Here is a 13,532-nt window from a genome sequence, read left to right as displayed (position 1 = left end):
CGGCACCGGATGGTGAGCAATGATCCGACGGCACTCCCTGGCCGAGATCGAACAGGCCATGACGGAGCAGGTGCAACACCTGGCGCTGGACTTCCCGGTGGCGCTGGCGGTCTCGAACCTGCATCGGGCGGCCAACGCCGTCCGAAATCACTTGACCCGCACCGTGTTACGGCCCGCCGGCCTGACCTGGAGCGGATTCACGGTGCTGTGGACGGTGTGGCTCTGGCACGGTCTCGAGACCCGTGAGGTCGCCGAACTCGCCAGCATCTCCAAGGCCACGCTGACCGGGGTGGTCAAGACCCTGGAGCGGGATGGGCTGCTGCAGCGTCGTCCGGTCGAGGGGGATCGGCGCTTGGTGTTCCTCGACCTCACCGATGCCGGACGCGAGCTGCTGGAGCGGCTCTACCCCGCCTTCAACGCCGCCGAGGCCGAGACGGTCACCGCACTGGACGACGGCGCGCTGGCGGAGCTGACCGCCCACCTTCGCCGGGTCACCACCCGGGTCCAGGACCTGTCGGACTCCTGACCCCTCGACGTCCCACCGGCACCTCGAGGACGTCCGGGTGGGCCGGTTGCCCGCGCCTGCCGGGACAGTTCATCATCATCCGGACACGCCCCGGGCTCTCGTCGAGAAAGTGGTGCCATGCACACCTACGCCAGCGCACTGGACCTGATCGGTGTCACCGTGCCCGACCACCTTGTCGCGGACGCCACCGTCCCCATCCTGACCGGGCCGCAGGCCCAAGGGGATCTCATGGTGGTGCCGATCGAGAACGCTCCCGAGCAGGGGTGGCAGCCGCTGCCCGAGGACGGCGTCCAGCTGATCCGCGGCGAGGCCACCGGCAACACGCATTGGCTGCACCGGGGATTCGACAGTCCGGACGTCACATGGCAGCGCCACGCGCCGTCCACGACGGGCGCCGCGGCGGACGACGACACCTTGGTGGTTGCCCAGCTGCAGGTGCCGGCAGGACAGTCGGCGTTGCTCATCCACACCGACGAGCACGGCGCCAACGGCATCGGCCCGGGCCGCTTCGTGATCCGGCGCAAGCGCGAGCAGCGATTCGAGCTGATCCAGACCGAGACCACCGCAGACGACGCCCCGTACGTCGACTATGTCGCCGACTGACGCGCATGTCGGATGAGCCCGTCGACCCTGACCCCGATCGTGAGGCGCTCCGCCGCGCCCAGGCGCTCGTCGTGGTCGAGGCCTGGGGCCTGCCCGCCGACGGTCCTCATCCCCTGACGGACGCCGACCGGGCCGAGATCGAGCGCGGCGTCCGGCAGTTCCGGACGTGCCATCGGCTGCGACCGGGCGAACCCCTCGTCTGGGTTCGCTCACCGGACGAGCTCCGCGGGTTCGCCGATATCCGGCAGCGCCTACCCCGGATGAGCCGGGCGTCACGGCGACGGCGGATCCTGCGCGGCGGACGCCAGCTCCTCAGCGTGGTGCTGTTCTTCGCCTCCGCTCTGCTGGCCGTGGGGATCCTGATCGACGAGCGCCGCGGCGCGGGGTTACGCATCCTCGTCCTCGCCGTCGCCGTCGTCGTCGGTTCGATCTGGTGGGCGGCTCTGGAGCAGGCGCCAGAGGCCGGCAGTGATGTGGTCGGCCCCGCGTCGGGTCTGACCGCCACGGCAACGGCGACGTTCGCGAACGGCGCTCCCTTGACCCGCGTCGGGTTCGTCCACCCGAACCTCGGCTCCTATGTTCCGACGTGGCGCATCGACCTGGACGCACGGGTGCTCGTGCCGAGGGGAACACTGACGCACCACGGGTCGCACTTCAGGAACGGTGTGCGGTACGTGACCATCGTGCCTCCCGACGGGGATCACCGAGCCGGCGTCGATCGGACCATGGCGATGACCGAGCTGGCCTGGTTCGTGGCCTGCGGTGACCTGGTGCCGAACGAGCCGACCCGACGCCTGCTCGAGGCGGCGCATGCGCTGCGCAAGACCTACGTCGTCGCCGTGTTCCGCTACCTCACGCTCGTGCTCGAACCGCCCACCACGATGCGGTTCGAACGGGGGACGGATTGGCGGGAAGAGCTCATCCTGCATGGTGAGGATGGGCCGGCGATCGTGTGGCCCACCGGTGATGCCCAGTACTTCTTCCACGGCACCGAGGTCTCGGGCGAGCTCGTGCGCGGTGAACTCTCGGTTCGCGAGATCCATGCCCTGGGCAACAGTGAGATCCGACGCTTCGCGATCGAACGCCTGGGCTGGCAGAACTACCTCACGCGCGGTGGCTTCACCCCGATCGCCGAGGCACCCGACCCGGGCAACCCCTCGGCCACACTGCGGCTGTACGCGATCCCGGACGTCGACGGGCACCTGCTCGTGATGCGCAACGGCAGCCCCGACCGCTCGGGCGCCCCGCGCCACTACGCCGAACTGGTTCCGGCCTCGATCACCGACCCGGTGGAGGCTGCCGCCTGGCAGTACGGCGTCCCGGTCGAGGTCTATCGCGGACTGCAGCGGCGGACCTGAGGGGCGGGCACTCGGTCGAGACGGTCAGGCGCGCAGTGTCTCGAGATAGTCGGCGATCCGCTCGATGGCCTCGGTGAGCACCGTCACGTCCGGCAGGGTCACCAGGCGGAAGTGGTCGGGGTCGAACCAGTTGAAGCCGGTGCCGTGGGTGACCAGCAGCTTCTTGGCCCGCAGCAGGTCGATGACGAACGCCTCGTCGTCCTTGATCGGGTACACGTCCGGGTCGAGCCGCGGGAAGCAGTACAGCGCGCCCATCGGCTCGACGCACGAGACCCCGGGGATCTCGTTGAGCATCCGCGAGGCCAGCTTCGACTGCTCGTAGAACCGCCCGCCCGGCACGATCAGCTCGTTGATCGACTGGTAGCCGCCGAGCGCGGTCTGGATCGCGTGCTGCGCCGGCACGTTGGAGCACATCCGCATGTTGGACAGCAGGGTCAGACCCTCGAGGAAGTCCTCGGCCAGGTGCTTCGGCCCCGAGATCATCACCCAGCCGGAGCGATAGCCGCAGACCCGGTAGGCCTTCGACAGCCCCGAGAAGGTCAGGCAGAGGACGTCATCGCCGGCGAAGGTCGCCGCATGGTGGTGCACCGCGTCGTCGAACAGGATCTTCTCGTAGATCTCGTCGGCCATGATCACCAGGTCGTGGCGGCGGGCGATGTCGACCAGCGCCCGCACCGTGGCCTCGCTGTACACCGCGCCGGTCGGGTTGTTCGGATTGATGATCACCAGGGCATGCGTGTTCTCGGTGATCTTCGATTCGATGTCGGCCAGGTCGGGATTCCAGCCGTTCGTCTCGTCACACCGGTAGTGCACCGGTGTCCCGCCGGACAGCGAGACCGCCCCGGTCCACAGGGGGTAATCCGGTGCCGGCACCAGGATCTCGTTGCCGTCGTCCAGGAACGCCTGCAGCACCATGGTGATCAGCTCGCTGACCCCGTTGCCGACGAAGACGTCGTCCACCGAGGTCTCGGTGAGCCCGTGCGACTGGTAGTACTGCGCCACCGCGGTGCGCGCCGAGTAGATGCCGCGGGAATCGACGTAACCCTGCGCGTCGGGCAGGTGGTGGATCATGTCGGCCACGATCGCCTCGGGCGCCTGGAACCCGAACGGTGCCGTGTTGCCGATGTTCAGCTTGAGGATCTTGTGGCCCTCGGCCTCGAGTCGCTGCGCCTCGACCAGGATCGGACCACGGACGTCGTAGCGAACATGCTGCAGCTTCTTGCTCTGAATGATGCGGCGCATGAGGTGCAGTCTCTCAGCCGCGTCCAACGAATTGTGCGGCGGTGCGCCGACCGGGCCGAGCCGGACGACGAGAGTGGCCGCGGCGCATCACGCCCGGACGCCGCGGGCCGCTGCGGCGCGCACGTGCGCGGCGAAGATCGCCGCCTGGTCAGGGTTCTCGCGTGCGGTGTCCTCGGGGTGCCACTGGACGCCCAGGAACCAGCCGGACGCCGCGGGCAGCGCGTACGCCTCGGGGATGCCGTCCTCGGCCCGGGCGATCACCACCATGCCCTCGCCGGGGGCGTCGACACACTGGTGGTGGTAGCACGAGATCTCGATCCGCTGATTCGGGACCACTTCGGCCAGAACGGAATCCGCCTCGACGTCCACCGTGTGCACGTGGTGACGGTGATCGGCCCTGGCCGCGTCCGGAAGATCTCCCAGGTGTTGTACCAGCGTGCCACCGAGGGCCACGGTGACCACCTGCAGACCACGGCAGATCGCCAGCAGCGGGATGCCGTCGTTCAGGCAGACCCGGGCCAGCGCCAGGTCGAAGGCGTCCTGTTCCTCGTCGACGTCGTAGAGCCGATCGTGCTCGCCGGCGCCGTACCACCGGGCCGACAGGTCCCCACCACCGGGTAGCAGGACGCCGTCCGCCCTCGCGATCCGCTCGCGCACCGCGCCGTGGTCGACCCGGCCGCCCGGGGCATGCGGATGGATCAGTACCGGTTCTCCCCCGGCCGCGAACACCGCCGTGATCAGCGCCTCGGCGCCGACCTCCGCGCGGTAACGCAGTGCCGCGGCCGACTGCGAGAACCGAGCCGGAATGGCGATCACCGGACGGCGCGCACCCGACCAGGCGCCGGCCTCGACCTTGGCGGCGTCCGCGCGATGCTCCCAGGTCGTCCGGTCGATTCGGTACACCGTGCAGTCATCCTCGCCGAACCGGCGCGGTCCGATCTCGACGAAGCCGAGCCGGGCGTAGAACCGGCGGGCGTCGACATTGACGGTCAGCGGATCCAGCAGCACCCCGGTCACCTCGGGCGCGGCGAAGCACCGCGCCAGCGCCGAGCGCATCATCTGTGTGCCCAGCCCTCGGCCCAGGTCCGCCGGTTCGCCGATCCAGATGTCGAGCGCCCGTTGGTCGGGCTCGACCTCACCCCAGTAGTGGGTGTGCTCACGCGCCGGGTCGATGATCGCCAGGTAACCGACCGGGCGGCCGTCGTCCTCGGCGATCACGTGCTCGGTGAACGCATCGGCCTCGGTGAGCTCCACCGTCCAGTCATAGGGCTCGTCGTTGTTCAGCGCGGCGAGCACGTGCGGTTGGCGGTTCCAGTCGGTGAGCAGCGGGACGTCGTCCAGCACCGCCCGGCGCAGCCGGAGCACTCAGTGCGCCGGGGGCTTGGGCTTGCGGATGCCGCGGAACTCCCAGTCGCCGCCCTGCGCGGTCGAGAGCACCTCTTCGCTCTCGGTCGGCTGGGCGCCGACGTCGGTGCGGATCGGCGTCGGGCCGGTGATGATGTGGTTGCGCAGGGTGCCCAGGCCCTCGACCTCCACCTCGACCACGTCGCCGGGGTAGACCGTGCGCGAGATCGCCGGGGTGCCGCTGAACAGCAGGTCGCCGGGCTGCAGCGTGATGGTGCGGGCGATGTCGGCGACGAGGTAGTGCATGTCCCACTCCATCTCGTCGGTGGTGCCGTCCTGCTTCACCACCCCGTTGACCCGGGTCTGGATGCCCTTGCCGCGGAAGTCCCAGCCCTCGACGATGCCGGGGCCGACCGGCGCCAGGGTGTCGGCGCCCTTGACCCGCAGCATCGAGCCGGAGTCGGTGTCGCGGAAGTCGTGCAGGCCGTAGTCGTTGCCGACCGTGTAGCCGCGGATGTAGTCGCCCGCCTCGGCCGGGGAGATGTTGCGGCAGGTGCGCCCGATCACGATGACGATCTCGCCCTCGTAGTTGAGCCACGTGCAGCCCTCGGGCCGGACGACGGCGCTCTCGTGCGCGTTGAGCGCCGAGACCGGCTTGTGGAAGTAGGTCGGCGCCGGCGGCAGCGACGTCATCATCTCGGTCACCCGGGAGATGTAGTTCAGGTGCACACAGACGATCTTGGACGGCGTCACCGGCGGCAGGTGGACGGCGTCCGCGATCGCCACCTCGCGACCGTCACCGGCCCGCAGCGACTCGCCGTCCCGGACGACGTCCACGGCATTGCCGTCCAGCAGGATCCGGCGGTACTCACGCAGCTGACTCAACGGACGAACTCCTTTGGATCGACAAGGCCTTCGTGATCAGGCAATCCGTGCCCAAGCCCGGCTGCGAGTGTGCAGCGATTGCATGATCACGGGCCAATTGTGCACGGATTGCATGATCACCGAGGGTGGGGGGATCAGCCGGCGGCGGGGAGGTCGACGGTGGGGGCGGCCGGGTCGGTGCCGGACAGTGCAGCCTTCTGGCGCAGGGTGTCGGCGTCGATCTCGGTGCGGTGTGGACGGGGGAAGCCGCCCTCGGGCCGGTCGAACCACAGGTGCACCTGCCCGGTGCCGATCGAGTTCTCGTACTCGCCGTACTGCCGCGAGGGCGCGGTCAGGTCGGACTCACCGAGCGCTCCGGCCATCATCAGGTAGTGGGCGAACATCGCCTCGGGCCGGTAGGGCATGAACTCGTCCATGGTGGCCAGCACCCGGGCGTGGTCGCCGGCGGCGAACCACTCCAGGCGCTGCAGGTCGGCCTGGTAGGCCTCGGGGGTGTGGATGTGTTCCGGCGCGGCGGCCTCGTGATCGCGCAACTGACGCAGCTTCCAGAACGTGTGCGACAGCGCGCCGGAGGCGATCAGGATGACCTTGCGGTCGGTGGCGGCGATGGCATCGCCGAGCGCCCGGCCGGCGCGCAGGAAGTCCTCCCGGTCGCCGGTCTGGGCCACCGAGACGGCGATCCAGCGCTTGTCGCGGCCCGGGTCCAGCCCCTCGCCCAGGCCCGATCCGGAAGCGCCCACTCCCTCACCGAGGAACTTCCACATGTTCAGCATCGGGTAGTACATCGGCAGGTACGGGTCGTCGTTCGCCGTGATCCAGGTGCCGTGGGCATCGGCCGCGGCGGCATGGGCGTGCGCCAGCTCGGGGTCACCGCGCCAGTCGTAGGGCACCCGGCACATGCCGCGCGGCAGTTCCTCGGCGGTGAACAGGCCCGCCCGCCGGTCCTGCGCGGTGACCACGAACTCGACCGTGGTGAACCAGTGCGAGTCGAGCACCACGACGGTGTCGTAGTCGAGGGTCTCGAAGACCTCGCGGCGCAGGTCGTACAGCCCCTGCACCAGCGTGGTGTCCCCCGGCCCGTACAGCTCGTGCCGAACCGCCTCGGGCAACATGATCGTCGGGACGTGGGCCAGCAGGCCCGCCCCCACCACTTCACCCATCTCAGCTCTCCTGACCTGTCTCAACGGACGCAGTCCACCCGCGCGGGGCGAACACGGTGTTCTTGATGTCGGTGTAGAAGTCGAACGACCAGATGCCACCCTCACGTCCGATACCGGACGTGCCATTGCCGCCGAACGGCGCCCCGAGATCACGGACGAAGAAGCAGTTCACCCAGACCGTGCCCGCATTGAGCTGGGCCGAAACCCGCTCGGCGCGTTCGGGATCACCGGTGACCATGGTGGCCGCCAGCCCGAACCGGGTGTTGTTGGCCAGCGCGATGGCCTCGGCCTCATCGCTGAAGGTCTGCACCGTCAGCACCGGCCCGAAGACCTCCTCGGTGAGGATCTCGCACCCGGGCGTAGCCCCGGTCAGGATCGTCGGGCTGAAGTAGAGCCCGCCCAGTTCGGTGTTCGGCCCACCCCCAGGACGACGCGCGCGCCGTCCGCGACCGCGCGTTCGACGAAGCCGCACACCTTCTCGAAGTGCGGGCGCGAGACCAGGGCCGAGATGTCGGTCGCCTCGTCGCGCGGATCGCCCTGGGTGATGGTGCGCGCCTTGGCGACCACCTTCTCGAGGAAGGTGTCGTGGATCGATTCGTGCACCAGGATCCGGAACGCGCCCAAGCAGACCTGGCCGGCGTTGTCGAACTGCTCGACCGCCAGGTCGACCGCCAGATCGAGGTCACTGTCCTCGAAGACCACCAGCGGCGACTTGCCGCCCAGCTCGAACGACAGCGGCACGATGTTCGGCGCCGCCGCGGCGGCGATCACACCCGCGGTCGGCACCGAGCCGGTGAAGCTCAGCCGGTTGATGCCGGGGTGGCGGGTCAGTGGTGCTCCGGCCTGCGCTCCGGTGCCCTGGACGACGTTGAACACCCCGGCCGGCACACCGGCCTCGGCCATGATGTCGGCGAGCAGGCTGGCGGTCAGCGGCGCCCACTCCGGGGGCTTGAGCACGACGGTGTTGCCGGCAGCGAGCGCCGGACCGATGCGCCAGGTGGCCAGCATCAGCGGGGCGTTCCACGGCGTGATGATCGCGACGACGCCGGCCGGGTCGTAGCTGATCCGCTCGCGGTGGCCGCGCACCTCCATCTCGGGGTGGGCCAGCTCGTGCTCGGCGAAGTCGGCGAAGTAGCGGAAGTTCATCGCCACCCGTGGCATGACGCCGCGGCGGTGGCTGCGGATCAGCGACCCGTTGTCTCGGGTCTCCACCCGGGACAAGTCCTCCACCCGGGCCTCGACGCCCTCGGCCACCCGGCGCAGGATGGCCGAGCGCTCGGCCACCGGCAGCGCTGCCCAGGCCGGGAAGGCTTCACGAGCCGCGGCGACCGCGGCGTCCACCTCGGCCTGACCGCCGGCGCAGACCTGCGCGATCTCGGCCTCGTCGATCGGGGAGATGTCGGCGAAGGTGGCCTCGGTGGCCACGCGCCGTCCGCCGATCCAGTGCCGGACGTCGACCGGCACGCCCTCGACCTCGACCGTGAAGGCGCCAGGAACATCGACCGTGCCATCCACCGTGCCATCCACCGGGTGCTGCAAACGGGTCACCGCCTCGACTCTGGGATCTACCGACCCAACCAGTGCTGCATGGTGGGTCTGGCCGGGACCATCCGGCAAATCGTTCGGGGCCAAACGGTATGTCCCATGCGTCGGTGGGGTCAAGGGCTCGATCCGCGCGATGGGCTTCCCCTTGTGTCCTGGGTCACTTCGTCATATCGTTCGCTTCCAAACGATATTCCTCGTGACAGGAGATACCTGTGAGTGCTGAACGCCCCGAGGCCACCGGCGCCTCGACCGCCGAGCACCAACTCCGCCGCGGATCGCTGGGGGTGGTCGGCATCGCCTTCTTCGTGATCTCTGCGGCGGCACCGCTGACCGCCATGGCCGGCGGCGCGCCGGTGGCGATGCTGCTCGGCAACGGCGCCGGCGTGCCGTTCGCCTACGTCATCGTGAGCCTGCTGCTGCTGCTCTTCGCGGTCGGCTACACCACGATGGCGCGTCATCACACCAGCACCGGGGCGTTCTACAGCTACGTCACCAGGGGTCTACGCCAGCCACTCGGGGGCGCCTCGGCGATCATCGCCGTCCTCGGCTACAACGCCATGCAGATCGGCCTCTACGGACTGTTCGGGGCGGCCACGGCCGGATTCATGTCGGACCAGTTCGGCGTCGACCTCGCCTGGTGGGTCTACGTGCTGACCGCCATTGCCGTGATCGCCGTCCTGGGCTATCGGCAGGTCGACCTGTCGCTCAAGGTGCTCGGCGTCCTGGTGGCCGCCGAGTTCCTGATCGTGCTGCTGCTCGACCTCGCCATCGTCATCAACGGCGGGCAGGGCGGTTCGACCGGGCTCAGCCTGAGCGCCTTCAGCCCCAGCGCCCTCACCTCGGGCTCCCTGGCCATCGCCCTGCTGTTCAACAGCGCCTCGTTCATCGGATTCGAGGCCACCACGATCTACAGCGAGGAGGCCCGCGAACCGCAGCGCACCGTGCCCCGGGCCACCTACGTGGCGGTGCTGACCATCGGGCTCTTCTACACCGTGACCACCTGGCTGATGGTCAACGCCCAGGGGGCCGACGGCCTGGTCGACCACATCGGCGGCCTGAAGCCGGACCCCACGGCGTTCCTCTTCGAGATCTCGGGCACCTACCTGGGCTCGGCTGCCACCACCGCGATGACACTGCTGTTCGCGACCAGCGTGTTCGCGGCCCTGCTCGCGTTTCACAACGCGGTGGCCCGCTACCTGTACGCGCTCGGTCGCGAGGGCATCCTGCCCACTCCGCTGGGGCACACGCACAAGATCCACCTCAGCCCACACAAGGGCTCGGTGAGTCAGAGCGCGCTGGCGCTGGTCGTCGTCCTGCTGTTCGTGATCACCGACAAGAACCCGGTCCTGGCCCTGTTCACCTGGCTGACCCAGCTGGGCACCCTGGCGATCCTGGTGCTGATGGCCCTGGCCTCGTTCGCCGTGGTGGCCTTCTTCCGCCGGCACCGCGAACTGGACACCAACCTCGCCCGCACCCTGGTGGCGCCGCTGGTGTCCGGCCTGGCCCTGGTCTGGGTGGCCGGGTACGCGGCGTCCGAGTTCGGCAACCTGATCGGTGATCCGGCGAGCCCGTTGCGCTGGCAGCTGCCCGCACTGATCCCGGCGGCTGCCGCGGTCGGCCTGTTGCTGGCGCTGCGCTTGCGCAGCCTGTCGCCGGAGCGCTACGCCTCGATGGGACGCCACCGCGGCGAGGAGATCTTCTCCGACGCCCCGCTGGACTGATCACCGAAGCCAGAACCCACGGCGGGTGGCCCACCGAGTTCGGTGGACCACCCGCTGTCGTGTGGTGCGGACTCAGCCGCGCAGTGCCTCGTCGGCCACCAGCCGGCGCATGATCTTGCGGACCGCCATGCCCGCGGCATCGGCCGTGACGTTGACGTCCGGCCGGGCGCCGTCCCGGTCGACCACCTGCTGCAGGGTCTCGAGGATCAACTGCACACTGCGGTAGTACCGCTCGAAGATCGGCAGCAGGGTGGCGCTGGTGGCCTCGTCGAGGGCGGCATTGCGGCTCACCCGCCAGGCGTGGCGTGTCGTTCGGTCGTCGACCGGGGTCAGCGCATGGGTGAACACGAAGGTCAGTGCCTGCCCCGAGCCGCCGTCGGGCAGCACGTCCCAGCGGTCGACCCACAACCCCGGCGAGACGAACCGTCCCTCCTCGCGCTGCTCGTGACGGGCCTCGACCGGCAGGCCCAACGCCCGGGCGTGCCAGGCCGCCAGCGGCGCCGGGTCGAAGCTGCGCCAGAACCGCACCGAGGTCTCACTGACCTCGACCTCGAGTGGCGGCGGGGTGGCCGCGGACAGCACCGGCGGGGCGATGTACTCGTCGACCACGGCAACGTGGCTGATGTCGGCGAAGTTGTCCTGCAACACCTCGATGCCCGCGGCGGTCTGCCACTCCTGCCCGAAGCTGGCCCACTCCGGCGAGGTCAGCCACGGCGCCTGCGGTGCCGGACGCAACGCCGCCGACTCGGGCGTGCCGACCCAGACCCAGACGAACGCGCCGTCGTCGTGGACCGGGAAGGCACGCACCCGCGCCCCCACCGGCACGTGCTGCTGCGTCGGCACGCGCACGCACGCGCCGTCCGGGGCGTAGGCGAAGCCGGTATAACCCGAGACGATCAGGTCGCCGTCCAGCCGGCCCAGACTCAGCGGGTACGGGCGGTGGGCGCAGCGGTCCTCGAGTGCCACGACCGAGCCCGTCGTGGTGCGGAACAACACCACGGACTCGCCGAGCACGCGGCGTCCGATCGGCACCCGGCTGACATCGTCCGACGAGGCGGCGGCGTACCAGGCCTGGCGAGGAGCAGTCATCGCGGTCCCTTTCCCACGTCTTCCCACGTCCGGTGCCATCACAGGTCCAGCGTCAGGCGCTCGCCGCGACAGCGCGAGACGCAGATCATCATGTACTCGTTCTCCTCCTGCTCCTCGGCGCTGAGCACCGAGTCGCGGTGGTCGACCGCCCCATCCAGGACGCCGGTCTCGCAGGTGCCGCAGACGCCTTTCAGGCACGAGCCGAGCACGCTCACCCCGGCCGCCCGGACGGCGTCGAAGATCGAGGTGTCGGCCGCCACCGGCACGGTGATCCCCGAGCGCTGCAGCACCACCTCGAATGCGCTGTCGCCGCCCTCGGCCGCCACGACCGGCTTGGCGCCGAACCGCTCGAGGTGAAGCGCCCCGGCCGGCCACGCGGCGCACCGATCCTCGACCGCGGCGAGCAGCGGTTCGGGACCGCAGCAGTAGACCAGCGTGTCGGGCGCCGGGGTGCCCAGGATGGTGGCCAGGTCGAGCAGCCCGGCTTCGTCCTGGGGCACCAGGGTGACCCGGTCGGCACCGCCCGGGTGAGCGGCGAGCTCGTCGACGAACGCCATCGAGGCCCGGCTGCGACCGCCGTAAAAGAGGTGCCAGTCGGCACCGGCCGCCTGGGCGGCTTCCAGCATGGGCAGCATCGGGGTGATGCCGATGCCGCCGGCGATGAAGATGTACCGCGGCGCGGCGGCCAACGCGAAGTGGTTGCGTGGTCCCCTCACCCGCACCGTCGCGCCCTGCGCGAGATGATCGTGGACGTGGATCGACCCACCCTGACCGGCGGGGTCGCGCAGCACGGCGACGCGCCAGGTGGTGGCGTCCGACGGGCTGCCGCACAGGGAGTACTGCCGGGTCAGCTCGTCGGTGAGGACCAGGTCGATGTGCGCCCCGGGCGTCCAGTCCGGCAGGGCGGTGGCGTCCGGTGCGGCCAGGGTGAGCGCGACGACGCCGTCGGCCACCTCACGCCGGTCACGCACCACGAGGTCGGCCTCGTGTTCCCTGACGTGCGTCTGGGTGATCGTCATCGCACCATCCGTTCGCTCTCCCGGTCACGGCAGGTCGACCAGCCGATTCGTTCGGATGCAAACGGTAAGGGCTGACCGGACGACGGGCAAGGGTCCACCCCGTCCCGCAGACTGGTCAGCTCCCGGACGGCACGCCCGGCGAGTTGCCCGGGGGACCGTCCGGGTACCGACCGCGGGCATGATGACCCGGCCGCGCCACGACCCATCGCCGGAGGGATCATGACCCGCACCGCCCTGCTCATCGAGCACGACGCCTACACCCGTCCCGCCCTGGTCGGCGAGGCGCTCGAGCGCCACGGGTACGACGTCGTCCGGCGACTCGTCGTCCCCGAGGATCGGTTTCACACCCCGGATGTCGAGCACGACTTTCCCGATCCGCGCGCCTGGGACCTGATCGTGCCCATGGGCGCCCCCTGGTCGGTCGACGATCACGCCACCATCGGCAGCTGGATTCGCGACGAGCTCGAGATGCTGGCCACCGCCCACGCCGAGGGGGTGCCGGTGCTCGGCATCTGCTTCGGCGGGCAGGCGATGTCGGTGGCCCTCGGTGGCGGCGTCCAGCGGGCCGGTCAGTGGGAGATCGGCTGGGGTGAGATCGAGACGGACGACGCGGCGCTGGTCGGGCCGGGGCCGTGGTTCCAGTTCCACAAGGACGCGATGGTGCTGCCACCGGGAGCCGTCGAGATCGCGCGCAATGCGGTGTGTTCGCAGGCCTGGCGGGCCGGGCGCACCCTCGCCGTGCAGTTCCACCCCGAGCTCACCCTGGAGATCCTCGATCTGTGGCTGGCCAATGGCGCCACTCAGGTACTGCAGGCCGAGGGGCTGGACGTCGAGACGGTGCGTCGCCAGGCCGAGCACTCCGCCGCATCCGCACGGTCACGTACCGTGACTCTGATTGAATCCTTCCTCGAGCGGATCGCGCACTGACGACCGGCATATCCGACATGATCACCAACCCCGGCCCACCCGAGTGATCACATGGATCGGGACGGTGCTGGCGAATGTGACGGAGCGCAATCTAGACTCGCGCCCGCACGGGT

11 protein-coding genes and 1 pseudogene are annotated in these 13,532 nt (G+C 69.9%); 5 read left to right on the top strand and 7 right to left on the bottom strand.

What is annotated here, in order from left to right; all coding sequences use genetic code 11:
- The first annotated feature begins 19 nt into the window (after positions 1-19).
- From IPK24_06645 to IPK24_06635, 3 genes are all read left to right on the top strand, one after another.
- A complete protein-coding gene (locus IPK24_06645; protein MBK8075241.1) occupies positions 20-526 on the top strand; it encodes a MarR family transcriptional regulator in 507 nt (168 codons plus the stop codon).
- A 117-nt stretch (positions 527-643) separates the two neighbouring features.
- Positions 644-1,129, top strand: a complete 486-nt coding sequence (locus tag IPK24_06640; protein MBK8075240.1) for a hypothetical protein — start codon at positions 644-646, stop codon at positions 1,127-1,129.
- Positions 1,130-1,134: 5 nt separating this feature from the next.
- The gene (locus IPK24_06635; protein MBK8075239.1) at positions 1,135-2,487 is read left to right on the top strand and encodes a hypothetical protein; all 1,353 of its coding nucleotides are present in this window, start codon (positions 1,135-1,137) and stop codon (positions 2,485-2,487) included.
- Positions 2,488-2,511: 24 nt separating this feature from the next.
- Here the strand turns inward: IPK24_06635 and IPK24_06630 are convergent, their stop codons facing one another.
- The 5 genes and pseudogenes from IPK24_06630 to IPK24_06610 form a co-directional block, all read right to left on the bottom strand.
- Positions 2,512-3,729: a pyridoxal phosphate-dependent aminotransferase gene (locus IPK24_06630; protein MBK8075238.1), complete on the bottom strand. Its 1,218-nt coding sequence runs from the start codon at positions 3,727-3,729 to the stop codon at positions 2,512-2,514.
- Positions 3,730-3,816: 87 nt separating this feature from the next.
- Positions 3,817-5,094 (bottom strand): GNAT family N-acetyltransferase, encoded by a 1,278-nt coding sequence (locus IPK24_06625; protein ID MBK8075237.1) that lies wholly within the window; start codon positions 5,092-5,094, stop codon positions 3,817-3,819.
- Entirely contained in the window at positions 5,095-5,949 is an 855-nt protein-coding gene (locus IPK24_06620; GenBank protein ID MBK8075236.1) for a fumarylacetoacetate hydrolase family protein, read from the bottom strand.
- A 143-nt stretch (positions 5,950-6,092) separates the two neighbouring features.
- Entirely contained in the window at positions 6,093-7,118 is a 1,026-nt protein-coding gene (locus IPK24_06615; GenBank protein ID MBK8075235.1) for a catechol 1,2-dioxygenase, read from the bottom strand.
- A gap of 1 nt (position 7,119) precedes the next feature.
- A pseudogene (locus IPK24_06610) lies at positions 7,120-8,633 on the bottom strand (aldehyde dehydrogenase).
- Between the two features lie 242 nt (positions 8,634-8,875).
- On the opposite strand from IPK24_06610, the gene IPK24_06605 reads away from it, so the two are divergent.
- Positions 8,876-10,384, top strand: coding sequence for an APC family permease (locus tag IPK24_06605; protein MBK8075234.1), 1,509 nt, complete (start codon positions 8,876-8,878; stop codon positions 10,382-10,384).
- 72 nt (positions 10,385-10,456) lie between these two features.
- Here the strand turns inward: IPK24_06605 and IPK24_06600 are convergent, their stop codons facing one another.
- Both IPK24_06600 and IPK24_06595 read right to left on the bottom strand, forming a co-directional pair.
- Complete coding sequence (locus IPK24_06600) at positions 10,457-11,473, bottom strand: Rieske 2Fe-2S domain-containing protein (GenBank protein ID MBK8075233.1); 1,017 nt, start codon at positions 11,471-11,473, stop codon at positions 10,457-10,459.
- A gap of 38 nt (positions 11,474-11,511) precedes the next feature.
- Complete coding sequence (locus IPK24_06595; protein MBK8075232.1) at positions 11,512-12,492, bottom strand: oxidoreductase; 981 nt, start codon at positions 12,490-12,492, stop codon at positions 11,512-11,514.
- Positions 12,493-12,711: 219 nt separating this feature from the next.
- On the opposite strand from IPK24_06595, the gene IPK24_06590 reads away from it, so the two are divergent.
- Complete coding sequence (locus IPK24_06590) at positions 12,712-13,419, top strand: type 1 glutamine amidotransferase (GenBank protein MBK8075231.1); 708 nt, start codon at positions 12,712-12,714, stop codon at positions 13,417-13,419.
- The last annotated feature ends 113 nt before the right edge of the window (positions 13,420-13,532 follow it).

This window comes from Kineosporiaceae bacterium (assembly GCA_016713225.1).
Taxonomy (GTDB): Bacteria; Actinomycetota; Actinomycetes; order Actinomycetales; family Kineosporiaceae; genus JADJPO01.
Note: the sequence above shows the minus strand (reverse complement) of the source record. Positions and strands in the feature narration are given on the sequence as shown.

Bases quoted from the DNA above. Each gene is read 5' to 3' on its own strand.
- IPK24_06645 (MBK8075241.1), top strand. From the start codon at position 20: ATGATCCGACGGCACTCCCTGGCCGAGATCGAACAGGCCATGACGGAG.
- IPK24_06640 (MBK8075240.1), top strand. From the start codon at position 644: ATGCACACCTACGCCAGCGCACTGGACCTGATCGGTGTCACCGTGCCC.
- IPK24_06635 (MBK8075239.1), top strand. From the start codon at position 1,135: ATGTCGGATGAGCCCGTCGACCCTGACCCCGATCGTGAGGCGCTCCGC.
- IPK24_06630 (MBK8075238.1), bottom strand. From the start codon at position 3,729: ATGCGCCGCATCATTCAGAGCAAGAAGCTGCAGCATGTTCGCTACGAC.
- IPK24_06615 (MBK8075235.1), bottom strand. From the start codon at position 7,118: ATGGGTGAAGTGGTGGGGGCGGGCCTGCTGGCCCACGTCCCGACGATC.
- IPK24_06600 (MBK8075233.1), bottom strand. From the start codon at position 11,473: ATGACTGCTCCTCGCCAGGCCTGGTACGCCGCCGCCTCGTCGGACGAT.
- IPK24_06595 (MBK8075232.1), bottom strand. From the start codon at position 12,492: ATGACGATCACCCAGACGCACGTCAGGGAACACGAGGCCGACCTCGTG.
- IPK24_06590 (MBK8075231.1), top strand. From the start codon at position 12,712: ATGACCCGCACCGCCCTGCTCATCGAGCACGACGCCTACACCCGTCCC.